General features: G+C 47.7%; 20 protein-coding genes. 17 read left to right on the top strand and 3 right to left on the bottom strand.

The features are described from left to right. Positions 1-151 precede the first annotated feature (151 nt). Complete coding sequence (locus K401_RS0105645) at positions 152-2269, top strand: glutamine synthetase III family protein (protein WP_024292047.1); 2118 nt, start codon at positions 152-154, stop codon at positions 2267-2269. Between the two features lie 70 nt (positions 2270-2339). Here the strand turns inward: K401_RS0105645 and K401_RS0105640 are convergent, their stop codons facing one another. Continuing rightward, positions 2340-3125 (bottom strand): histidinol-phosphatase HisJ family protein, encoded by a 786-nt coding sequence (locus K401_RS0105640; protein ID WP_024292046.1) that lies wholly within the window; start codon positions 3123-3125, stop codon positions 2340-2342. Between the two features lie 168 nt (positions 3126-3293). Between K401_RS0105640 and K401_RS0105635 the strand changes: the two genes are divergently transcribed. Both K401_RS0105635 and K401_RS0105630 read left to right on the top strand, forming a co-directional pair. Further along, positions 3294-4181, top strand: coding sequence for an AraC family transcriptional regulator (locus K401_RS0105635; protein ID WP_024292045.1), 888 nt, complete (start codon positions 3294-3296; stop codon positions 4179-4181). A gap of 45 nt (positions 4182-4226) precedes the next feature. Then, positions 4227-5270 (top strand): M42 family metallopeptidase, encoded by a 1044-nt coding sequence (locus K401_RS0105630; protein WP_024292044.1) that lies wholly within the window; start codon positions 4227-4229, stop codon positions 5268-5270. Here K401_RS0105630 and K401_RS0105625 read toward each other — a convergent pair. Continuing rightward, positions 5239-7167 carry a sigma-54-dependent Fis family transcriptional regulator gene (locus K401_RS0105625; RefSeq protein WP_024292043.1) on the bottom strand — a complete coding sequence of 643 codons (1929 nt, stop codon included), beginning with the start codon at positions 7165-7167 and terminating at the stop codon, positions 5239-5241. The two genes, K401_RS0105630 and K401_RS0105625, sit on opposite strands and share 32 nt — an antisense overlap. A gap of 173 nt (positions 7168-7340) precedes the next feature. On the opposite strand from K401_RS0105625, the gene K401_RS0105620 reads away from it, so the two are divergent. Together K401_RS0105620 and K401_RS0105615 are read left to right on the top strand one after the other, a co-directional pair. Then, positions 7341-8510 (top strand): enolase C-terminal domain-like protein, encoded by a 1170-nt coding sequence (locus K401_RS0105620; protein ID WP_024292042.1) that lies wholly within the window; start codon positions 7341-7343, stop codon positions 8508-8510. Between the two features lie 15 nt (positions 8511-8525). After that, on the top strand, positions 8526-9797 hold the full coding sequence (locus K401_RS0105615) for a nickel pincer cofactor-dependent isomerase, group 22 (protein WP_024292041.1): 1272 nt from the start codon (positions 8526-8528) through the stop codon (positions 9795-9797). Between the two features lie 6 nt (positions 9798-9803). Here the strand turns inward: K401_RS0105615 and K401_RS0105610 are convergent, their stop codons facing one another. Beyond that, positions 9804-10721, bottom strand: a complete 918-nt coding sequence (locus tag K401_RS0105610) for a LysR family transcriptional regulator (RefSeq protein ID WP_024292040.1) — start codon at positions 10719-10721, stop codon at positions 9804-9806. A gap of 175 nt (positions 10722-10896) precedes the next feature. On the opposite strand from K401_RS0105610, the gene K401_RS0105605 reads away from it, so the two are divergent. From K401_RS0105605 to K401_RS0105550, 12 genes are all read left to right on the top strand, one after another. Continuing rightward, a complete protein-coding gene (locus tag K401_RS0105605) occupies positions 10897-11928 on the top strand; it encodes a tripartite tricarboxylate transporter substrate binding protein (RefSeq protein ID WP_024292039.1) in 1032 nt (343 codons plus the stop codon). 32 nt (positions 11929-11960) lie between these two features. Continuing rightward, on the top strand, positions 11961-12428 hold the full coding sequence (locus K401_RS0105600; RefSeq protein ID WP_024292038.1) for a tripartite tricarboxylate transporter TctB family protein: 468 nt from the start codon (positions 11961-11963) through the stop codon (positions 12426-12428). Between the two features lie 12 nt (positions 12429-12440). Continuing rightward, a complete protein-coding gene (locus tag K401_RS0105595) occupies positions 12441-13937 on the top strand; it encodes a tripartite tricarboxylate transporter permease (RefSeq protein WP_024292037.1) in 1497 nt (498 codons plus the stop codon). Positions 13938-13951: 14 nt separating this feature from the next. Then, positions 13952-15259, top strand: a complete 1308-nt coding sequence (locus tag K401_RS0105590) for a nickel pincer cofactor-dependent isomerase, group 22 (RefSeq protein WP_024292036.1) — start codon at positions 13952-13954, stop codon at positions 15257-15259. A gap of 48 nt (positions 15260-15307) precedes the next feature. Next, complete coding sequence (gene garD / locus K401_RS0105585; protein ID WP_024292035.1) at positions 15308-16822, top strand: galactarate dehydratase; 1515 nt, start codon at positions 15308-15310, stop codon at positions 16820-16822. Positions 16823-16939: 117 nt separating this feature from the next. Then, a complete protein-coding gene (locus tag K401_RS0105580) occupies positions 16940-17272 on the top strand; it encodes a PTS sugar transporter subunit IIA (protein WP_024292034.1) in 333 nt (110 codons plus the stop codon). Positions 17273-17359: 87 nt separating this feature from the next. Beyond that, positions 17360-18691: a 6-phospho-beta-glucosidase gene (locus K401_RS0105575; RefSeq protein ID WP_084493075.1), complete on the top strand. Its 1332-nt coding sequence runs from the start codon at positions 17360-17362 to the stop codon at positions 18689-18691. A gap of 212 nt (positions 18692-18903) precedes the next feature. Next, positions 18904-19215, top strand: coding sequence for a PTS sugar transporter subunit IIB (locus K401_RS0105570; RefSeq protein ID WP_024292032.1), 312 nt, complete (start codon positions 18904-18906; stop codon positions 19213-19215). 55 nt (positions 19216-19270) lie between these two features. After that, a complete protein-coding gene (locus K401_RS0105565) occupies positions 19271-20659 on the top strand; it encodes a PTS sugar transporter subunit IIC (protein WP_024292031.1) in 1389 nt (462 codons plus the stop codon). A 106-nt stretch (positions 20660-20765) separates the two neighbouring features. After that, entirely contained in the window at positions 20766-20915 is a 150-nt protein-coding gene (locus K401_RS32745) for an LPXTG cell wall anchor domain-containing protein (protein WP_156882410.1), read from the top strand. A gap of 11 nt (positions 20916-20926) precedes the next feature. Then, positions 20927-22309, top strand: coding sequence for a glycoside hydrolase family 1 protein (locus tag K401_RS0105555; RefSeq protein ID WP_024292030.1), 1383 nt, complete (start codon positions 20927-20929; stop codon positions 22307-22309). Positions 22310-22328: 19 nt separating this feature from the next. Further along, the gene (locus K401_RS0105550) at positions 22329-22775 is read left to right on the top strand and encodes a DUF3284 domain-containing protein (RefSeq protein ID WP_024292029.1); all 447 of its coding nucleotides are present in this window, start codon (positions 22329-22331) and stop codon (positions 22773-22775) included. The last annotated feature ends 6 nt before the right edge of the window (positions 22776-22781 follow it).

The raw sequence follows: 22781 nt of genomic DNA, 5'->3' as shown, positions 1-22781 counted from the left end.
ATTTTTTACGGAAAATGGTTTAATTTAATTTAAGAACGATGGCGTTCTCCTTATACCGGGAGGGCGCCTTTTCTGATGTATGCGCATATTCAGATCGTGAGGAGACTAAAAAGCAGTTTGACTTATCGAAATATGGGAGGATGGAAAATTTATGAGCGAAGTTATAAATGTAGCCGAGCTGTTCGGTAGGAATGTATTTAACGAAGCAGTAATGAGAGAACGTTTACCAAAGTCTGTTTTCAAAAAAATAAAGAAAACCATTGAGGATGGCTCAGAGCTGGATCCTTCGATTGCCGACGTGGTAGCCCATGCCATGAAGGACTGGGCCATTGAAAGAGGGGCAACCCACTACACCCACTGGTTTCAGCCCCTTACGGGCATTACCGCTGAAAAGCATGATTCCTTCATTTCTTCACCTACGGCCGAAGGAAAGGTGATCATGGAATTTTCCGGTAAAGAGCTGGTAAAAGGCGAGCCGGATGCTTCTTCTTTTCCGTCCGGCGGCTTAAGGGCAACCTTTGAGGCAAGGGGCTATACCGCCTGGGACTGCACTTCACCGGCATTTTTAAGGGAAGATGCCATCGGCGTTACCCTTTGCATTCCTACTGCTTTCTGCTCTTATACGGGAGAAGCTCTTGACAAAAAGACACCTCTCTTAAGATCCATGGAGGCTGTTGACGAGCAGGCATTAAGAATCTTAAAATTATTCGGAAATACCACCTCCAAGAGAGTGACCCCTTCCGTAGGAGCCGAGCAGGAATATTTCCTGGTTGACCATGAAAAGTATTTGCAGAGAAAAGATTTAATTTATGCCGGACGCACCCTGTTCGGTGCAATGCCTCCTAAGGGACAGGAGTTGGAGGATCATTACTTCGGTTCCATCCGTGAGAGGATCGCGGCTTATATGAAGGAAGTAAATGAAGAGCTTTGGAAGCTGGGAGTACCGGCAAAGACCCAGCATAATGAAGTTGCTCCTGCCCAGCATGAGCTGGCTCCCATATTTGAACAGGCAAACGTGGCTGTTGACCATAACCAGTTGGTAATGGAGTCCTTAAAAAAGGTGGCAGGCCGTCATGGATTAAACTGCCTGCTTCATGAAAAGCCCTTTGCAGGAGTCAATGGCTCCGGTAAGCATAATAACTGGTCCCTGACTACAGATGACGGGATCAACTTATTAAATCCCGGAGAAACTCCTCACGAGAACATTCAGTTCCTTTTGGTTCTGTCCTGTATCTTAAAGGCGGTTGACAAACATGCGGATCTGCTTCGTGAATCTGCAGCTGATGTAGGAAATGACCACAGGCTTGGAGCAAATGAAGCACCTCCTGCCATTATCTCCGTGTTTATTGGAGAGCAGTTAGAGGATGTAGTGGATCAGCTTTGCAGCACAGGAGAGGCTACCCGTTCCAAGGCAGGCGGTACCTTAAAGACAGGAGTAAGAACACTTCCTGATTTATTCAAGGATGCAACGGACAGAAACAGGACCTCCCCCTTTGCATTTACCGGCAATAAATTCGAGTTCCGCATGGTGGGTTCCTCTGATTCCATTTCTTCTCCCAATGTGGTTTTAAACACCATTACGGCTGAAGCATTTAAGGAAGCAGCAGATATCCTTGAGAAGGCGGCTGATTTTGACACAGCAGTCCATGACATGATCAAAGAGCAGCTGTGTTCCCATAGAAGAATCATTTTCAACGGCAACGGTTATTCCGATGCCTGGGTGGAAGAGGCTGAAAGAAGAGGCCTTCCAAACCTTAAATCAATGGTGGAAGCCATTCCTGCCTTAACAACGGAGGCTTCCGTGAAAATGTTTGAGGAATTCAAGGTATTCACAAAGGCTGAACTGGAATCCAGGGTTGAGATTGAATATGAGGCCTACAGCAAGGCCATTAACATTGAGGCAAAGACCATGATTGATATGGCCGGAAAGCAGATCATCCCGGCGGCCGTGAAATACGCCTCCCTGCTGGCCGATTCCCTTGGAAAGGTAAAGGCAGCTTGTCCGGTAGCTGATATCAGCGTTCAGGAAGAGCTTCTTATCGAAGTGAGCGCCCTCCTTTCCGACATGAAGGTGGCTCTGGCCGGTTTGAATGATGTTGCTGAGAAATGTGCGGCAGTCGAAGGCAACAAGGAGCAGGCAACTGCTTACCATGATGAGGCCGTGCCTGCCATGGCAGCCCTCCGGGCGCCTGCAGATAAGCTGGAGATGATGGTAGACAAAGAATTATGGCCAATGCCAAGCTATGGAGATCTGATCTTTGAAGTGTAGCAGCAGGCTGTGAAATAAGAGAGGTGATGCCCTTCCGGCGGTCAATGACCGCCGGAAGGGCATCACCTTATTATAGTTCCCAGTAAGTGGGCTGCATGTTCTTAAAAGTGCAGAACTGTTTGAATCCTATATCTTTTAACATCCCTTTTACTTCCTGAATGTGATTTCCCAAATGCTCAATTTTATGACTATCTGAGCCAATGGTAAGGATGGTTCCGCCTAACTCAAGATATCGTTTCAGGATCTCCCTGGAGGGTGTTAAGTCCTTTAGGCCATATCTGAAACAGGAGGTGTTCACTTCAACTCCTTTTTTGTCGGCAATGACCTGGCGGAGTATTTTTTCCACCGTATCCATGATTTTGCTGTCCGGATATTCCCCATAGGTGTCATACCGTTTGATCATATCCAGATGGCCAAGAACGGAATAGTTCTTATATGCCTGCACAACTTCATAAATGGCCTGATAATAAGCGGTTTGAAATTCCTTCTGGCTCTTTCCCTCCTGGAACTGGTAATTCCAGAACTCTTTATCATCCACCTGATGATTGCTCAGAATGACGAAATCAAAGGAATAGGCTTCAAAATCCTTTTGGAAAAGGGGGATAGTGTGAGTCTGAACCCCGAACTCAATCCCTGTTTTTATAGTTAATTTTCCCTTGTACTTTTCTTTCATTTCTTTTATTTCTTTAAAATAACTTTCATAATCACAATTTAAATTGGTTTTTACTCCATGATCCACATGTTCTGTAAATGCAATTTCATCAAATCCCAAAAGAACCGCCCTTTGTATTATTTCTTCCATGGGACACTCTGAATCATCGCTGTAATAAGAGTGCACATGATAGTCTGACAGCATGCCTTGTTCCTCCATCCTTATTTTCGTGTACAAATGATTTTTCTTTCAACCTTCTTTGCCGGTTTATGATTTATATGATATAATGATAATGCACTGAGACCCACTTATCTAACACAATTATTTTTATTTATTATAACAATCGTATTTAGAGAAGGTGAAGGGAATTTTATGATAGATACCAATGTCATGCAGGATGCCTCTGAAATTGTCCGTTATGACCAGATGGGGATTCCGCTTTATATCCAGAGGGATAAGCTGTCAGATTATCCTGATTGGAAGGCCCTTTGCCACTGGCATGAAGACTTAGAATTCATCCGCATTTTAAAAGGTCAGATGAACTACCATGTAAATGGAAAAAGGGTATTGCTTAAAAAGAATGACTGCCTTATGGTCAATGCCAGACAGATGCACTACGGTTATTCCTGCAATCGGCAGGACTGTGATTTTATCTGTATCCTGTTCCACCCCCAGTTATTTACAGGAAATAAACTGCTTTTTCAAAAGTACATAGCCCCGATTATGGAAAACCAAGGCATGGAATATATTTACTTTGACGGTTTAAGCAGCGAGGGAAGGGAGACGGCGGCCCAGCTTGATCAGATTTATTTTTCAAAGGAGCAGGCCTCCATTGCCTACGAGATCGAGGTAATAGGGATCATGCTCGCTTTATGGAAACGGCTTTGTGAGCGGTGTGAAGCCATATCCCCGGAAACAGCCGGACAGGCTGGTTCCGATATTTCAGCCCAAAAGGATATGGTGTCTTATATTTACCAGCATTATACGGAAAAGCTGACCTTATCTGATATTGCGGCGGCGGGAAGCATATGCAGGAGCAAATGCTGCATCATTTTCAAACGTTATCTGCAGCAGTCACCCATTGATTTTCTAAATTCATACAGGCTGGAGGTGAGCCGGGGCCTTTTAAAGGACTCAGCTGCCAGCATCACCCAGGTCGCCCTTACATGCGGCTTTAATCATCTCAGCTATTATTCCAAGCTATTTTTAAGAAGCTATGGCTGTACGCCCAGCGAATACAGGAACTTACATTCCTTGTGAAAGGATTGTAAAAAGAAAAATAAAGAAAGAAGAAGGTAAATTACCATGGAAACCATGTCATATGTCATATCAATGTTAGAAAAAATCGTTAATATTCCAAGCCCCAGCGGTTATACCAGGGAAGTCATGCAGGCGGTTGAGGAGGAAGCTGAAAAATTTGGCTGTTCCTTTGCCTATAACAGGAAAGGAGGCCTGATCATTGAAGTTCCAGGGCAGAAACAGGAGGTTTTAGGCTTATCCGCCCATGTGGATACTTTAGGGGCAATGGTCCGCTCCATCACCCCGGCAGGGATGCTCACCCTTGTGCCGGTTGGAGGCTATATGATGGAGACCATCGAAGGGATGTACTGTAAAATTCACACCAGGACCGGGAAAACCTACACCGGGACCATCCTTACAAAAGAGCCATCTGTCCACACCTATGACAATGCCAGGACCCTGGAGAGAAAGGCCAGAAATATGGAGATACGCCTGGATGAATTGGCTGAAAGCGCTGATGATGTAAAGGACCTTGAAATAGCTCCTGGAGATTACATCAGCTTTGACCCCATGTTTGTCCATACGAAAAGCGGGTTCATCAAGTCCCGCCACTTGGATGACAAGGCCTCCGTGGCCATTCTTCTGGGAGTGTTAAAGGATATTTTTAAGTCCGGGCACAAGCCGGAAAGGACCTTAAAAATAGTGATCAGCAATTACGAAGAGGTTGGGTTTGGCGCCAGCTGGATCCCGGAAGACATAGAGGAATTTCTTGCAGTGGACATGGGGGCCCTGGGGGATGACTTAACCGGGAATGAAAGAAAGGTATCCATCTGCGCCCAGGATTCCACCGGTCCTTATGACTATGAAATGACGAACCGCCTCATCGCCGTCGCAAAGGAGAGGGGCCTGGATTATGCGGTGGATGTATTTCCTCATTACGGCTCTGATGTGGGGGCCGCCATGAAGGGAGGGCATAATATCCGGGGGGCATTGATCGGGCCGGGAGTCCATGCTTCCCATGGGACGGAACGGACCCATGAGAAAGGAATGGAACAGACCTTAAAGCTGATTGAAGGATTTATCGGCCTTCCATTTGACGGCAGATCTTAGGGCTTTGATCTTCGCCTTTCGCCTGGTCCATAATTTTAAAATAACGCCACAGGGTAGAACGGCTGACTCCAAGCTCTTTGGCAAGCGCGCCTTTGTGACCCTGGCAGCAGCGGTCTAAGGTGAGCAGCTCTTCAAATGTAACCAGTCTGTGGTTGATCATAAAGCCTTTTTTCTCGGCGGAGACCGCAAAGTCTGATATGGAAAAATCTTTCTGGGTGAGGTGTGCGTAATAAGCACTGTCATCCAGATTTTTCTTTATAAAATCAAGAGTCAGCTCCTCAGGTGCAAAAGAGGTAAAACGCCGGCAAAGGCTTTTCAGCTGGCTTAAATTACCTGGCCAGAAATAAGATTCCAGCAATTCTTCCGCACCAGAGGGGAAAGGAATGCTTTCCTGCAACGCCGGGCCGGGTGTTTCCTGTCTGTATGCTTTCGCCATTTCGGAAAAAAGCGGGCAGATGTCACTTTTGCGTTGGCGCAGCGCAGGCAAAGGAAGTAAAAAGGTGTTCAGGCTGTAATATAATCTGTCAGGAAGAGGGCCGGGCAGGCTTTGGGTGGAACCGGCAATGATGCGGACATCCAGATCCCGGCAAGTGTGATTAGGAAGGATTATGGTATGTGTTTCCAGAAGCCCGGCTAAAAGGGCGGATATGGGATCGGAAATCTGTTCGATGTCACGAATATACAACGTTCCCCGGTTAGCGGACAAAAAATCTTCCAAGGACAGAAGGCGGCTGTCCCGGATGAGAAAGAGTTCACCGCTCCTGGAACTTAAATCATGAATCCATTTGGCAAATACAGTTTTTCCTGTGCCGCTTTCGCCTACGATCAGCACAGGAGCGTCCTGTGGCGCATACCGCCTTGCCATGGAGCAGGCTGTCAGGAAAGCGGGATGTTTTCCCGCCGGGCGTCCTTTAGAGAATTTTTCGGCCGGCTGTCTGGGGGAGGTTCCGTCCGAGTCCGTCCCGGCTGTTGCAGAAACGCCGGAATCCGGCAGGGATCTTACGATGATAATTACGCCTTTGCTCCGCTCTTTGATCATGACCGGATGAAAGTCAAGAATGCATTCCGCACCTCTGATGACAGCCGCGTGCCCTTTTATTTCATCGCCCCGAAGCAGGATCCGGTTGATGATGGCCGTCTCTGCGCCGGAAAACAGCGTGGAATAAGGTTTCCCTGTAATTTCCTCTTCGGAATACCGGAGCAGGCCTTGGGCAGAGGAATTAAACAGATTGATCCTGCCCTTTTCATTGATTCCGATGATTCCGTCGGAAATGGCATTCATCATGATGATTCGTTCCTGAAGCTTTTTTCTCTGGAGCATAACTCCCTTTTGCACTTCCAGGGCCCGTTCGTAGGCCTCTTTTAAGGATTCCATGGAGCTTTCCAAAAGGACGCATTTCAGTCCGTTTTTCTCAGCCAGTTCCTGGGTGTAAACACCTCCGATCACTATGTTTATGTGTTCCCTTTTGGCGCGGAGAATGTTGTCATAGATGTCCTGGCTGTTTTCTACGCTGTAGAGGCGGATTTTCCGGTGAAGGATATCCAGAAAGCCGCTGACAGATTGTATGACGTCTTCCATCCCAATGTAGGCGATCTGAGAATCCTCTTCCCCATATAGTTCCGTGGCTGTGGTGATGGAGCGGATCAATTCAGAGTCCTTGATGGGGATCGTTACAATGGGAACCGGAATATGGGAGGCCTTTAAGAGTTTGGCGGTGTTTCCCCGGGCGATGATCACGTCCGTGCCCGCTGGAAGATGGCGGCGTGCATATTCTACAGCCTGTTCCATATAGGTATTTACGATGGAAAGGGATTCCGGAAAGGCAAGTTTCTTTTGAAGCTGCTTCCCTAAGTTGGAGATGGAGTCTCCGGAGGCGATTAAAACGATATTGGTCATAAAATACTCCTTTCATGGCCGTTCTTGTGATGTTTCAATTATGTTTCTATTATAAAACAATAAAACGTAATTGCAATAAAAATGAAACAAAATAAACAAGAAAATTACAAAAACTTGCCATATATTTTGACAAAGTTTACAATGGTCATGAAATAAAACAAAGGAGGGGAAATATGTTTCCTATTGATCAAAACGAAAATTTCACATTTTCAAAAGCAGAGTTTTATAATTTCCATCCGATACCGGTGAAAAAGCCGTGGCGCGACGCAACCGGCGGATTTGGAAGTTATGTGCCTCTTCAGGGGTGGATACGGATTTATGACCTGGAAGGATATTACGGAGAAAGCTTCTGTTCTCTGGGAATTGTCAATAATATTCTGCCGCTTATCCTGACGGGAGAAACCCGCAGCTACAGCCAGTGGTATGAATATATTTACTGGAAAATGCGAAATTTTGGTTTCCAGAGCGGGCAGATCGTGGATCTTGGGCAGCTTGATTACATTATGCTGGAGATCATGGCAAAGCGCGCGAACAAGCCGTTACACCGCTTTTTGGGAGCAAAGAAGGATTGGGCAGCGGCATATAAGGGCGGCGGTTCCCTGCTGTCAGAGGATGAGGATCTGGTAGCCGATATGGTGCGCTACGTGAACGAAGGATATAAAACCATCAAATTCAAGGTGGGAAGTGACTGGGGCAAGAACATGGAGCGGGATGTCAGAAGGATGAGGAAGGTACGCCAGGCTGTAGGACCGGATATTGAAATCGCAATTGACGGAAATCAGGTCTGGAATGTGAAGGACGCCTTGACGTTTGCCGGTATGGTTCGTCCTTATGAGCCCGCCTGGTATGAGGAGCCCGTCCATTCCCACGATATGAACGCTATTAAAAGCCTGAGAGAACAGGTAAATATGAAAATCGGATACGGGGAATCCATGAGAAATTATTTTGCGTTTGAGACCTATGCGGAAAAAGGTGTGGACCACTTAATGCCTCTAGTGGGAAGAATGAGCCGGATGGAAGACCTTATGAAAATCCGTGGGCTGGCCCATCAAAAAGGCCTGCGGTTCTCCTCTGGAGGGACGGTGTGGGTCAATGCGGTATTCGGCGCGCTGTACGATGAAAATGAACTGCTGGAAAATCATGAGCCCATGACAAGCCCTATAGGTGATTGCCTTTCTGTTAAACCGGAGGAAAAAGGAGGGCGTCTATACCTGCCTGATATTGAGGGAAGCCCTGTCAGACTGAATTTAAAGAAGCTGGAAGAGGACGGTACGATCGAAAGCATCCGCTATTATTATGCGTCTTCCTCCAACACGGCGTTTGCCGTAAGAGCGGCCTATTAGGCAGGGAGGGGTGGAATGTCCAAGCTGGAAGAAATGCTGAAAAACTATGAGATCCCTAAAGTGTGCAGGGTGGAGCAGGAGTTTGACCGGACCGTGGTTGAAGATCCGGAGCAGAAGCTGCGGATGCTATGGGAGCAAAAGCAGATTCTTATACGCCCTGGAGAACGGATCGCAATAACAGGAGGAAGCCGGGGAATTGCCTGTTATCAGCTGATCATGAAGACTTTGGTGGAACTGGTGAAGAACTCCGGAGGAATCCCCTTTATTGTTCCGGCTATGGGAAGCCACGGCGGCGGGACTGCAGAAGGCCAGCAGCGGATGCTGGCGAATCTTGGAATTACAGAGGAGAGTACCGGCGCTCCCATCGTATCCAGTATGGAGGTTGTTGAGGTGGCAAGAACGGAATTGGGGCTTCCGGTGTACATTGACAAAAATGCCTGGGAAGCAGACGGAATCATTCTGCTGAACCGGATAAAAACCCATACATCCATTCGTGAGGAATATCAGAGCGGGCTGCTGAAAATGATGGCGATCGGCTTAGCAAAGCATAAAGGAGCGGCAATGACCCACAGCCTGGGAACTCCCAACCTGGGGCCTAATATGGTACGGGTGGGCAAGGCCGCGTTGGAGCAGCTGAAGGTTAAGGCAGGTGTGGCAGTGACTGAAAATGGATATGAGCAGCTGGCGGACATCTTTGTGCTGCAGAAAGAGGAAATCCTTACCAGGGAACCGCTTATTTTAAAGCAGGCGGTCCGTATGCTGCCCAGAATCTATGTGGATGATATTGACTGCCTGATTGTCTGTGAACAGGGCAAAAATATCAGCGGGACCGGCATGGATCCGGCAGTGATTGGACGGCCGATTAACCGGCGCCCCAATGACGGTCCTCATGTGGAGACACTTGGCGTGCTGCGGCTGACTCCTCAGTCAGATGGAAATGCCAGCGGCTGCGGCATGGCAGATTTTATTTCCCAAGGTCTGAGGAGAGCGATCAATGAGGAGTATACATGCGTCAATTCTCTCACAGGAATGCATCCGGAGATTGCAGCGATTCCGGTTACCCTGGAGACGGAGAAACTGGTTTTCCAAGGCTGTATCAAAGCGTCTGGTCAGATTGACGGAAGCAGGCTGAAGCTGGCCATCATCCGCAATACCAATTCCCTGGAGGAAGTATATTTATCCAGACCGGCGTTTGAAAGCGTAAAGGAGAAAGGCCGGGTCAGAAAGGTGTCGGATTTTATGGATATTCCCTTTGACGATGCAGGAAATCTACAGCTGTATCTGTAACCATATTCAGATTTTCTGCCAGTATTCCGAAGCAAGGCGGATAAATTCCTTTGCTGCATCGCTTAAGTAACTTCCCTTTTTATAGCTGACGGAAATGTGCCAGGATGGACGGGAGGGGAGATGATAACAGGACATGCCGCGGGGATCCAGCTTGTAATAATAATATGGGATAACCCCGCAGCAAAGCTTGGAGCGGATCGTGGTCACAATCGTTCCGGTATTGCTGGTTTCAAACAGTACGTGAGGAGTGAATCCGGCTTCCTGAAAGATGGAGTCCACCAGAGAACGGATTGTAGACTCTTTATACATCAGGACAAAAGGCTCATACCGAAAGTGGAAAATATCCATGACGGATAAATCGGAATCGGCAGAGCTGACCGGGATGGCAAGCTCTTTTAAAGGGTAATTTTCCGGTATGGCCAGGATGATTTCTTCATCAATAATATCCGTGTAGTGGTCATTTGTTTTGTCTGAATCCCTCAGAGTCATAAAACCGATGTCAAGCTTGCCCTGGGAGATCAGCTTTTGCTGGCTGTGCACGCTCAGCTCTTTAGGCTCCAGGATAACATCAGGATATGCATGGTGAAAAGCCGGATATACGACCGAAAACATGGCGACGCCACGTCCGGGAGTGAAGCCTACAGAGAGAAAGCCTTTTTTGTTCTCTGCAATGTCATGGATACGGTTATAGGTTTCCCGCCGCATGCGGATCATCTCCCGGGCAGTTTTTAAGTAGACTTTTCCGGCTTCCGTTGGATAGCAGTCTGAACGGGAGCGGAAGAACAGCGGCGCCCCTAAGTATTTTTCCAGCTTTAGCAGTTGCTGGTTTAAGGCGGACTGAGTGATGAAAAGTTTCTCGGCGGCGCGGGTAATGCTGCGCTCATCAGCAATGGTTACAATGTATTCGATCTGTTTGAGGTCCATAAGAGGTACTCCTTTCTGCGGAATGCAGGTGAATATCGATCTCTTAATTTATTTAAGAGAAAAAGAAAAACTATTAATTTTACATATACCACCAGTAGGAATATAATGTCAATAGCAAACAGGAAATAGTAAAGAAAACCATTAAAAATTCAACAAAAAAAGGAGAGGTATTAAAATGAAAAAGAGGGTTTTTTGTGTGGTAATGGCAATTATGATTGCGTGTTCCATGACAGCTTGCAGCGGCAAAGAAAATGGGGCGGGGACGGCAGCTGCAGGACAGGCGGCAAAGGGGGGTGCCGATACTGTGGCTCCCCAGGTGAAATGGCCTAAGAACGTAGAACTGATTGTTCCGGCAAGTGCGGGCGGAGATACGGATTTTAATGCAAGGCTGCTGGCACAGAAGCTGACAGAAAAGCTACCGGCCAACTTTGTTGTGTCAAATGTGAACGGAAACGGCGGGGCAACCGGTACGCGCCAGGTAAAAGATGGGGCGGCCGACGGAAGCGCAGCCGTGTTTTATCATACAGCGGTGTTGGTAAACAAAGCCTGCGGTGCTACTGATTATGGATTTGAAGCTTATAATTTCGCTGCAATTGCAGGACAGAGCGCAGGAAATGTTGTTACGGTAAATGCATCTCTGGGTATCAAAACCCTGGATGAGCTTTTGGCTTATTCCAAGGAACATCCAGGAGAATTAAAAATGGCAGCCCAGACCGGTGCGACTTCTTATGCGGTTGCCATGCAGATGAAGAATGCAGGCTTTGACATCAACATCGTAGACGCAGGGTCTGCGGCAGACCGTCTGGCGGCAGTTCTGGGCGGACATGTAGATGTGATTCTTGCGGCTTATGGTTCCATTCGGGATTATGTGAAGGAAGGTACGCTGGTTCCCCTGGCAATGGACGGTGAGGCAGACCTGGTGATCCCGGAGGAAAATATCGATGTAAAGGCCATTCATAATTTGGGATATGAGAATATTAAGCTTCCGTTTTACTATTTTGTGGCTTTCCCGGAGAAAACAAGCGACGCTCTGGTAGACGAATTCAACGCTGCATTAAAAGATATTATTGAGAATGATAAGGAATATCAGGAAAAGATTTATGCGTCATATTATCAGAAACCGGTATTCCTGCCAAGAGAAGAGGGGCTCGCAAAGTATGCTGAAGTTGATGAGCTGCTGAAAAATGTTGATTTCTCGGCAAAATAAAATGTTTTATGTTTTGAGGAAGGAGAAGGTACATGGAGAATAAAAAGTTGTCTGAGATTGTTGTCAGCGTTGTTCTGGTGATATTCGGAGTTGTTCTGTGGCTGGCTTCGCAGGAAATTTCAGTCGGGGCGGCTATGGGGCAGGGAGGAGATTTTATGCCCAAGCTCTGCACCACAGTCTGGGTAATAATAAGCGTTATGCTGCTTTTTTCCAATATTACCATAAAGAACCAAAGTAAAGAAACGGCATCCTTGAATCTGAAGGGGTTTATGGCAACGTTTTTCCTGCTGTTTCTGTACATGCTGCTGTTAAAACCAATTGGATTTGTGCTTACTTCCATGGTATATATGTTTTTTCAGATGCTTTTGTTTGTACCGGCAGAGTACAGAACCAGAAAAAATTACGGGCTTTTTGCAATCATATCCGTGATCGTGCCGATTGCGGTAAATGCATTGTTTGTAAACGTATTCTATTTGATTCTGCCGTCGGGCATATTGTAGGGAGGAACGGATATGGCAGTTGAAGGATTACTTTCAGTTTTGAATTTTGGCACGTTTGGCGTGATTCTCATTGGCGTGATTATCGGGATTATTTTTGGGGCTATCCCGGGCCTGACCTCCACCATGGGAGTGGCGCTCTGCCTGCCGATCACGTTTTCCATGACGCCGTTAAACGGCATCACCATGCTGGTAGCATTGTATGTGGGAGGTACTTCCGGTGGTTTGATTTCCGCGATTCTTTTAAAGATTCCGGGAACTCCGTCATCAGTAGCCACGACCTTTGACGGAGCACCCATGGCGGAACGGGGAGAAGGCGGACGGGCGCTGGGAATCGGTATTTTGTACTCCTTTTTGGGGACGATTCTATCAATTATTGCGTTGATTTTTATCGCACCGTCCCTGGCAAAGATTGCACTTGAGTTTGGGCCTTATGAGTATTTCGCTATTTGCCTGTTCGCCCTGACTATGATTGGAGCCATGGTGGGTGACAACCTGTTAAAGGGGCTGATGAGCGGAATTGCAGGAGTCACATTCTCACTGTTTGGGATCGCTTCCATTGGGGGAGCGGAGCGGTTTACCTTTGGTTTACAGGATCTGGAAAACGGATTCCAGCTTTTGCCGGTCATGATTGGCTTGTTTGCAGTATCCGAAATCTTAAACGTAGGGGCAGAAGGGATTTCAGCAGACAAATCCCAAGCCCTTAACTGTAAGATCAAGGGATTTGGTATCAGCTTAAAAGAGTTTAAGGAACAGTTTGTTAATTTTATCCGTTCTGCTTTGATTGGAATAGGAATCGGAATCCTTCCCGGTATCGGAGGAGCGACATCCAACATTGTGGCGTACAGTGTGGCAAAGCAGCAGAGTAAATATCCGGAGAAATTCGGAACCGGAGTGATCGACGGAGTGATTGCAACGGAAACTGCAAACAATGCGTCTATCGGAGGCGCGCTGATTCCGCTGCTGACGCTGGGAATACCCGGTGATACGGTAACAGCCATGATCCTGGGCGGGCTGACGCTTCACGGGATTGCGCCGGGGCCGTTGCTGTTTAAAAACAGCGGAGTCCTGGTATACGGGATTTTTGCAGCATTTCTGATTGCGACGTTTGTGATGCTGATTGTGGAATATGGAGGAATCCGCCTGTTTATCAAGGTGCTCTCCGTCCCTAAGTATATCCTGCTTCCGGTGATCCTGGTTCTTTGCGTAGTAGGAACCTATGGCACGAATCACAGTATGTTCGATGTCTGGACAGCTTTGATCTTTGGAGGGATCGGATTTTTTATGGAAAAGCACAAGTTCCCTCAGGCGCCTATGATTCTGGGATTCGTGCTTGGTACCGTTGTAGAGGAAAATCTGATTCGTGGACTGATGTACTCCAACAATAATTTCTGGGCATTTTTCAAGTCCCCGATTGCGGCCGCATTTATGATATTAACGTTTTGTATGCTGATCTGGACCGCATATAAACAGGTAAAGTCCGTAACGGCGAAAAAGACTGCGGCAGACTGAGGAGGAAGGAGCATATGAAGATTGTATCGGGCGGAGCGGTTTCGGAGCTTTTGAAAAATACAAAGCTGCCGCGGATGTTCCATGCAAGGCAGACCTTTCCCCGTCTGGTCATATCCCCGGAAGAGATACCTGCTGTTATAAACCGGGAATTAGGCCAGGAACGATTTTCTTCATTGATACGGCCTGGCATGGAGATCGCCGTCACAGCCGGAAGCCGCGGGATACGGAACGTGGATATCATCACAAAGGCCATTGTGGATTTCGTGAAAGCAAACGGCGCACATCCATTTATCGTGCCCGCAATGGGAAGTCATGGCGGCGCAACAGCAGAGGGGCAGCTGGAGGTTCTTGCCAGCTACAATATTACGCCGGAAACCATGGAATGTCCCATAAAGTCTTCCATGGAAGTGGTGGAGCTGGGATATTCCGAGTTGGGGAAGCCGGTTGCCATCGACCGAAATGCCTGGGAGGCAGACGGGATCATCGTATCCTGCCGTTTAAAACCTCACAATGCTTTTCGCGGACCCTATGAAAGCGGGCCATGTAAGATGATGACGGTGGGATTGGGGAAGCAGGCAGGGGCTTCCATCGTTCATGGGGATGGGATGGATGTAATCGCCCAAAATATTCCGACCATGGCAAAAGTGGTCCTGGAAAAGGCGAAGATCCTGTTTGCCATTCCCTGTCTTGAAAATGCTTACGATGAGACTTGTAAAATCGAGGCCATCCTGGCATCGGATATTTTAAAACGGGAGCCGGAGTTACTGAAATTTGCATTTTCCAATATGCCCAGGCTGATTGTGGGGGAGGCTGATGTGCTGGTAGTGGATGAGATCGGAAAAAATTACAGCGGTACGGGGGTCGATCCCAATATTACAGGGACCTTCTCCACACCCTATGCAACAGGGGGAATCAAGGTACAGCGAACCTGTTTTCTGAATCTTAGTAAGGAATCCCATGGAAATGCCCTGGGCTGCGGGCTTGCCTCCGCCATTACCAGAAAGATTTTTGACGAAATGGATTTAGAAAAGATGTATCCTAATTGCATTACCAGCACGGTGTTGGCTTCTGCCAGAATCCCCTGTATCGTGGCGGACGACAGGGAGGCCATACAGATCTGCATCAAGACATGCAATAAAATTGATCAAAAGCATGTAAGGGTGATCCGCATTGCAAATAGTCTTCATATCGACCGGATCATGCTGTCTGAATCCTATTATGAAGATGTGAAAAACGGACGATATCCGGGGGTGGAAGCGTTGGGTCAGCCGGAGGAACTTCAGTTTGACGAACTGGGAAATGTGATAACACCGATAAGGTGAGAAGGTCAGAGAGATGATGCGCTGGTGAGACGAAAGGAGGAGCAGAATATGTCACGGCTTTACGTAAAAATAAAAGATCAGGATAACGTGGCGATCGCAGTGGAGGATATCCCAAAAGGAACAGAAGTGATGGAAGGAATTATTACTCGTCATGTTATTCCCCAAGCCCATAAGGTTGCCCTCTGTGACATACCCAGGGGCGGGGAGATCATCCGATACGGTGTGGTCTTAGGATATGCCATTGATCCGATCCGGAAGGGCGACTGGATAAACGAGCATATGCTGGAATTGCCGGAACTGCAGGATGTGGACAACATGGAGTTTGGGATCAACCTTGTGACGGATCTGCCTGATCCGCCGGTGACCCAGTGGGAAGGATATGTCAATCCCCAGGGCGGGCCTGCCGGTACTCGTAATATCCTTGGGATCAGCACGACAGTCCAGTGTGTGACGGGAGTATTGAATGTGGCGGTGGAGCGGATGAAACGGGAGCTTTTGCCAAAGTATCCTTATGTGGATGATATTGTTCCAGTCAATCATGCCTATGGCTGCGGCGTCGCCATCGATGCGCCGGAGGCAAAGGTGCCGATCCGGACCCTGCGAAATCTGGCCAGGCATCCGAATTTCGGAGGACAGCTGATGGTGGTGGGACTGGGATGCGAAAAATTTACGGTTGACATGCTTTGTGACAAAGAGGATATTACGCCGGAAAATGTCATCATTCTACAGGAGAAAAAGGGCTTCGATGAGATGATCAGCGCTTTGATGGAGATGGCGGATAAGAAGCTGAAGGTGTTAAATGAGCGCAGGCGCCAGACCTTACCGCTGTCAGAGCTGCTGATAGGAATGCAATGCGGCGGCAGTGATGCATTTTCCGGCGTTTCTGCTAACCCTTCGGCCGGTTATGCGGCGGATATGCTGGTGAAGGGGGGCGCGACAGTAATATTTTCAGAGGTTACCGAGGTGCGGGATGGTGTATATCTGCTGGCCAACCGCTGTATCAACGAGGAAGTGGGGAAAAAGCTGGCGGCAGAAATGAAATGGTATGACCATTACCTGGAAAATGGCCAGGTGGACCGCAGTGCAAACCCCACGCCGGGAAATAAAAAAGGTGGTTTGGCGAACATTGTGGAGAAATCCATGGGATCTATTGCAAAATCCGGTACATCCCCCATCGTGGAGGTGCTGTCTCCGGCGGAAAGGCCGACGAAAAAGGGCCTGATCTATGGGGCTACCCCTGCCAGCGATATTGTCTGCGGGCCGTGCCAGCTGGCTTCCGGGATCGGTCTGCAGGTGTTTATGACGGGGAGGGGAACTCCTTATGGCCTGGCGATTGCACCGGTGATCAAGGTTTGCTCCAGAAATGAGATGAAGGAGATGTGGTCCGACTTAATTGATGTAAATGCAGGGCCGGTGGCCACCGGTGACGCTACGATCCAGGAGATTGGAACACAGTTGTTTCGCGAGATCATCGATGTGGCCAGCGGGCGGAAACAGAGTGCGGCGGAGAAGTATAAGCTGCATAATGATTTGTGCATTTTTAATCCTGCGCCGATTACATGATGGAATTAATGCCTCCTAGCCTTATACCATTTTATTTTTGCTTTTTACCTTTTTCTTGCAAAAAAAAGTCTCCTGTGCTAGTATATAGGCAAAATTTAAGCACAGGGGGAGTTTGATATGGATGAGAATTATGCAGTTGCGTTTCAGCTCATTATGAACGCTGGAAATTCAAAATCGCTTTCAATGATGGCAATGGAGTCTGCCAGGGAATTTAACTTTGAGGAAGCGGAGAAATACTTAAAAGAGGCGGAAGTGGAGATGAGGTCCGCCCATCAGTCCCAGATCGATTTAATCCAGCAGGAAGCCCAGGGCAACCCTGTTGAAGTAAATATTATTCTGGTACATGCCCAGGACCATTTAACCATGGCCATGATGGCAAAGGACCAGGCAGCGGAGATTTTGAACCTTTACCGGATGATCAAGGATTTAAAGGATAAGATTGAAAAATAAATAAGAGCTTGCCGAAAACAGCCTTCTTGCACACTGTCAGTATTTCAGGAGCAGGAAGGTTTGTTGCAGTCCAGAAAAAAGGAGGACATGATGAAAGGGATCAAAATCGTTACCATTGGCGGCGGCTCCTCTTATACGCCGGAGCTGGTAGAAGGATTTATCAAACGATATGACAAGCTGCCTGTGAGGGAACTGTGGCTGGTGGATATTGAAGAGGGAAGGGAAAAACTGGAGATCGTAGGCGCCCTGGCCAAACGCATGGTAAAAAAGGCAGGGCTGCCCATGAAGGTGATCCTGTCCTATGACAGGCGGGATGCCTTAAGGGATGCGGACTATGTGACCACGCAGATGCGGGTAGGGCTTTTGGATGCCAGGATCAAGGATGAGCGGATCCCCTTAAGCCATGGCATGATCGGCCAGGAAACCAACGGAGCGGCAGGCATGTTCAAGGCCTTCCGGACCATTCCCGTGATTTTAGATATTGTAAAGGACATGGAGGAGCTTTGCCCCGAGGCGTGGATGATCAACTTTACAAACCCTGCCGGAATGATCACGGAGGCAGTGTTAAGATATACGGATTTTAAAAGGGTGATCGGACTTTGTAACGTGCCGGTGAATATGGTCAATGGCTTTGCAAGGCTGCTAAAGGTGGAGGCAGAGCGGGTGACCATGGAGCTGTCCGGCTTGAACCACCATATTTTTGCAACGGATGTATTTGTGGATGGGCAGTCAAGACTGGAGGAGATCCTGGAAATCTATCAGCACATCAGTGGGGAGGATGCCATTTCCATGAAGAATTTTTCCACCCTGCCTTTTTCCCCGGAATTTATCCGGGGGCTTCACTGCATTCCCTGCCCTTACCACAACTACTATTTCTTTACCAGGGAACAGCTGGAGGAGGAATTGAAGGAGTATCAGGAAGGCCGGGTCCGGGGCGAAGTGGTGAAAAGGGTGGAAGAGGAGTTGTTTGAGCTGTACAAGGATGAAAATCTGGATATCAAGCCAAAGCAGCTGGAGATGAGAGGCGGGGCCAGATACAGCGATGCAGCCTGCAACTTAATCTGCTCCCTGTATAACAATACCGGTGATATCCAGTATGTGGATGTCCGCAACAACGGGACCATCACAAACCTTCCGGCAGACAGCGCGGTGGAAGCTGCCTGCATCATCACCGGCGGAGGGCCAAAGCCCATTGCAGTGGGTGAGCTGAAACCCCAGATCAACGGAACCATACAGACCATCAAGACCTTTGAGCGCCTGGTCTGCGAAGCGGCTGTCACCGGAAGCAGGGATTTAGCGGTGACGGCTCTCAACATGAATCCTCTCTGTGCAAGCGATCACGATGCCAATGCAGTGGTTGAGGAATTGCTGGAAGCTCATAAAAAATACCTGCCCCGGTTCTTTAAAAACGAAAAATAAAAATAGGAAAATTGCTGTGAAATTGACGGAAATAGTCTTTTTTACGGCAATTTTTTTGGCATTATAACGGGGGAAATGCCTGTAAATAAGCGAAGTTTTCAAGAAATAAATAAAAAATTTATTTTTATTTTAGAATTTGCTTGTGTTTTTGCATATGATATAGTATTATAAGGGTAATAAGAAGTGGTCTAGACCACAGAAAGGGGTGCGAGATGTATCACATTTTATTAGTTTGCTCTGCAGGAATGTCTACAAGCATGCTTGTAAAAAAAATGCAGGATGCAGCATCAGAAAAAGGCGTGGAGGCCACCATTTGGGCGGTGGGAGATGCTGAATCCGTTGAAGAAGTGAAAAAGGCAGATATCATTTTGTTAGGACCTCAGGTTCGTTACCTGGAGAAAAAGATGAACGAGAGAGTGAAAAATGAGAAACCAGTGCTTGTCATTGATATGATGGCTTACGGCACGATGAACGGTGCCAAGGTCCTGGATCAGGCACTGGGGAAATTAAACGGGCAGGTATGAAAAAGAAATTCCCCTTTACAATGGTTCAGGGGATAATAAAAGAGGGAGAAAAGTTATGGGTGCATTTAATTCATTCATGGAAGCAAGATTTATGCCGATCGCAGCGAGAATCGGCTCCCAGAAACATTTGGTTGCCATTCGTGATGCATTTATCGCCATCATGCCCATTACCATGGTGGGTTCCATCGCAGTTTTGCTCAATGTATTTTTAAGAGATCTTCCAAATCAGGCAGGAATGACCGGGTTTGTTAAGGCCATGACCCCGATCATCAGTGTTAACGGTAACGTATATTTTGGTTCCATCGTAATCCTTGCCCTGGCATTTGTCTTTGCCCTGGGCTACAACCTTTCAAAAACATATGATGTAAACGCCATTGCAGGCGGAGTCATCGCATTTGCAAGCTTAGTCACCTGTATGGGACAAAGCGCTTCCTTCAGCTATGAGCTTCCGGGAGTTGCAGCGTCGGCAGCGGACCAGTTAAAGGGCCTTGGCCTTGATGTGGCTGCTACCGCAGGAGGCGGTGTCACATTAAACGGAGTCAGCGGCTGGGGATACTTAGGTTCCGCATACACCGGTTCCGGCGGCCTTTTTACCGCATTGATTATGGGCTTTATCTGTACCATGATTTACATAAAGCTGATGCAGAAAAAAATCACCATTAACCTTCCGGATTCTGTACCTCCGGCAGTAAGCAAAGCATTTGCAGCAATTGTCCCGGGCGTGATCGCCATTTATGTGGCAGGGATCTTAACCCAGATCTGTATAACAGCAACAGGCTCCACCATTAATGAAATGGTTCTTAAATATATACAGAGGCCGCTCCTCAGCTTATCACAGGGCTTCTTCAGCGTAATCCTCATGGTGTTCTTAATCCAGCTGTTATGGTTCTTCGGATTACATGGACACAACGTACTGGCTCCTATTATGGATGGAATCTACTTAACCGCATTAAACCAGAACATCGAGGCATTTACTGCCAGCCAGAGTACTGCCAGCCTTCCTTACTTATGGACCCGCGGTTCCTTTGACGCCTACTGCCAGATGGGAGGTTCCGGAATTACCTTAGGCCTGATCATTGCCATCTTCCTGTTTTCCAAGAGAGAGGACCAGAGGGCCATTGCAAAGCTGTCCTGGCCAATGGGCGTATTCAATATCAACGAACCCATCACCTTTGGTATGCCTATCGTACTGAACCCGGTATATTTAATTCCGTGGCTGATCGTTCCGCCGGTATGCGCGACCATCGCATACGGCGCAACTGCCATCGGCTTAATCCCACCGGTATTCGTTTCTGTACCATGGGTAATGCCGGCAGGCATCTACGCATTCCTTGCAACCGGCGGAAACTTTATGGCAGCACTTGTATCGCTGTTTAACCTGTTTATATCCTTTGCCATCTGGACGCCATTTGTTATGATGGCAAACAAAATGAAAGAAGAATAATTGCATAGAATAAGAAGGAGCTGCCAGACCAGTTCGCAGGGGTTGTCCTGACAGAACTGATTTGGCGGCTCTTCCCTGTAGATTGAGAAAGAAGGTAGGGTTTTCCATGAAAAGCTGGACTGTATTTTTAATCGCCATAGGCTGCCTGTTCATTACCGTATCACCCCAGCTTCCGGCCTCTGCCATGTATATGACCGTTGGTCTGGTATTTATACTGCTGGGTGCAGTTATGCTGATAAAGAAAAGGAAGGAATGAGGGGGTATGGTATGAGACTTAAGTTTCCGGAAGGATTTTACTTTGGCAGCGCCACCAGCGCTGTCCAGTGTGAGGGAAGCACAGAAAATGACGGAAGAGGAAAAAATATCTGGGATCTCTGGTATGAGGAGGAGAGCTTTAAATTCCATGGAGGCATCGGCCCAGGCACCACTTCTTCCTTTTACCGGAACTATAAGGAAGACATCCGGCTGATGAAACAGACAGGCCATAACTCTTTCCGGACATCCATCAGCTGGTCCCGCCTGTTTCCCCAGGGGTTTGGGGAAGTAAACGAAAAAGCCGCCGAATTTTACCGCAGCCTGTTTCTGGAATTAAAGGAACAGGGGATCGAGCCCTTTGTGAATCTGTACCATTTTGATATGCCGGTAAAGCTTCAGGAGCTGGGGGGATGGGAAAACAGAAAGGTGGTGGATTATTATAAAGAATACGCCTGGACCTGCTTTAACCTGTTTGGAGATCTGGTCAAGCGCTGGTTTACCTTTAATGAACCCATTGTTCATGTGGAGTGCGGATACCTCCAGTGCTACCACTATCCCTGCAAGGTGGATCCTAAGGCAGCGGCAGCCGTGGCCTATCATACGGCCCTTGCCAGTGCCATGGCGGTGCGGGAATACCACTCCATGAAGCAGGGAGGAAAGATCGGAATCATCCTGAATCTGACTCCGGCTTATCCCAGAAGCTCCCATCCGGAGGATGAGAAGGCGGCAAAGATTGCAGAGCTGTTCCAGAATAAGAGCTTTCTGGATCCTTCAGTAAAAGGAATTTATGATCCGGAGCTGGTGGATCTTCTGGAAAAGCACGGGTTGCTGCCGGAAGCTGCCTCAGAGGATTTAGAGGTTATCCGTCTAAATACGGTGGATTTCCTGGGAGTGAACTATTACCATCCGTTCCGGGTCTGCGCAAAGGCCGGCCTTCCCAATCCGGCTGCCCCATTTACCCCGGAATACTATTTTGATATCTATGACATGCCCGGCAAACGGATGAATCCCTACCGGGGCTGGGAAATCTATCCCAGAGGCTTATATGACATTGCCCTTAACATCCGTGACAATTATGGAAATATTGAATGGATGGTCACGGAAAATGGCATGGGTGTGGAACATGAGGAACGTTTCAGAAAAGACGGCATGATACAGGATGACTACCGCATTGAATTCTATAAGGAGCATTTAACCTGGCTTCATAAGGGAATGGAAGAAGGAAGCAACTGCATCGGTTATCATGTATGGACCTTTGTGGACTGCTGGTCATGGCTCAATGCCTACAAGAACCGTTACGGGCTTGTGGAGCTGGATTTGGAGACTCAGAAGAGGACCATAAAAAAATCAGGCTGCTGGTATCAGGAGCTGCTTAAAAACAACGGCTTTGAATAGGGGAAAATAGGAGAGAAATATGGAAGTAAGTCGGAAACTGAATGTAGAGGCAACGGAATTTTTTAATGCTCTGGCGTCTTCGGTAGCCTATGATATCACCCAGGCCACAGGGAAGAAGGTAAGTCCGGACCAGATTTATTCCGGCTTCCGCTATAAAAAGAAGATGAAGAATAAAATGGGGCAGGAAAGCCATGTGGATGTGGTGATCAGGCAATTTGTCTCTCCCAGCTGCTATGAGGCAGATTTCCGTTCCTCCCAGGGCACAAATGTTATTTTTTACGAGATCGAAGATAGCAAAGACGGAAACATTGTGGTACACTACAGGGAGAGATTCGAGGGAGACAGTACTTCCGGTTCCTTAAATTATAAGATTGTTTCCTGGCTTTATCAAAGAAGTTCAAAAAAGAGGATTTCCAGGATGCTTTCGTCCATGGAGAGCTTTATTCATGGGAAGAAAACGAGCTGAGGCGAT

The organism is Lacrimispora indolis DSM 755 (assembly GCF_000526995.1).
GTDB lineage: Bacteria > Bacillota > Clostridia > Lachnospirales > Lachnospiraceae > Lacrimispora > Lacrimispora indolis.
This window is presented reverse-complemented; position numbering and strand designations above follow the sequence as displayed.

What these genes read in the sequence shown, in the direction of transcription:
- K401_RS0105625 (WP_024292043.1), bottom strand. Translation starts at nt 7,167, where the DNA reads ATGACCAATATCGTTTTAATCGCCTCCGGAGACTCCATCTCCAACTTA.
- K401_RS0105615 (WP_024292041.1), top strand. Translation starts at nt 8,526, where the DNA reads ATGTCCAAGCTGGAAGAAATGCTGAAAAACTATGAGATCCCTAAAGTG.
- K401_RS0105570 (WP_024292032.1), top strand. Translation starts at nt 18,904, where the DNA reads ATGTATCACATTTTATTAGTTTGCTCTGCAGGAATGTCTACAAGCATG.
- K401_RS0105635 (WP_024292045.1), top strand. Translation starts at nt 3,294, where the DNA reads ATGATAGATACCAATGTCATGCAGGATGCCTCTGAAATTGTCCGTTAT.
- K401_RS0105605 (WP_024292039.1), top strand. Translation starts at nt 10,897, where the DNA reads ATGAAAAAGAGGGTTTTTTGTGTGGTAATGGCAATTATGATTGCGTGT.
- K401_RS0105595 (WP_024292037.1), top strand. Translation starts at nt 12,441, where the DNA reads ATGGCAGTTGAAGGATTACTTTCAGTTTTGAATTTTGGCACGTTTGGC.
- K401_RS0105640 (WP_024292046.1), bottom strand. Translation starts at nt 3,125, where the DNA reads ATGCTGTCAGACTATCATGTGCACTCTTATTACAGCGATGATTCAGAG.
- K401_RS32745 (WP_156882410.1), top strand. Translation starts at nt 20,766, where the DNA reads ATGAAAAGCTGGACTGTATTTTTAATCGCCATAGGCTGCCTGTTCATT.
- K401_RS0105645 (WP_024292047.1), top strand. Translation starts at nt 152, where the DNA reads ATGAGCGAAGTTATAAATGTAGCCGAGCTGTTCGGTAGGAATGTATTT.
- K401_RS0105580 (WP_024292034.1), top strand. Translation starts at nt 16,940, where the DNA reads ATGGATGAGAATTATGCAGTTGCGTTTCAGCTCATTATGAACGCTGGA.
- garD (WP_024292035.1), top strand. Translation starts at nt 15,308, where the DNA reads ATGTCACGGCTTTACGTAAAAATAAAAGATCAGGATAACGTGGCGATC.
- K401_RS0105610 (WP_024292040.1), bottom strand. Translation starts at nt 10,721, where the DNA reads ATGGACCTCAAACAGATCGAATACATTGTAACCATTGCTGATGAGCGC.
- K401_RS0105590 (WP_024292036.1), top strand. Translation starts at nt 13,952, where the DNA reads ATGAAGATTGTATCGGGCGGAGCGGTTTCGGAGCTTTTGAAAAATACA.
- K401_RS0105555 (WP_024292030.1), top strand. Translation starts at nt 20,927, where the DNA reads ATGAGACTTAAGTTTCCGGAAGGATTTTACTTTGGCAGCGCCACCAGC.
- K401_RS0105600 (WP_024292038.1), top strand. Translation starts at nt 11,961, where the DNA reads ATGGAGAATAAAAAGTTGTCTGAGATTGTTGTCAGCGTTGTTCTGGTG.
- K401_RS0105550 (WP_024292029.1), top strand. Translation starts at nt 22,329, where the DNA reads ATGGAAGTAAGTCGGAAACTGAATGTAGAGGCAACGGAATTTTTTAAT.
- K401_RS0105630 (WP_024292044.1), top strand. Translation starts at nt 4,227, where the DNA reads ATGGAAACCATGTCATATGTCATATCAATGTTAGAAAAAATCGTTAAT.
- K401_RS0105575 (WP_084493075.1), top strand. Translation starts at nt 17,360, where the DNA reads ATGATGAAAGGGATCAAAATCGTTACCATTGGCGGCGGCTCCTCTTAT.
- K401_RS0105565 (WP_024292031.1), top strand. Translation starts at nt 19,271, where the DNA reads ATGGGTGCATTTAATTCATTCATGGAAGCAAGATTTATGCCGATCGCA.
- K401_RS0105620 (WP_024292042.1), top strand. Translation starts at nt 7,341, where the DNA reads ATGTTTCCTATTGATCAAAACGAAAATTTCACATTTTCAAAAGCAGAG.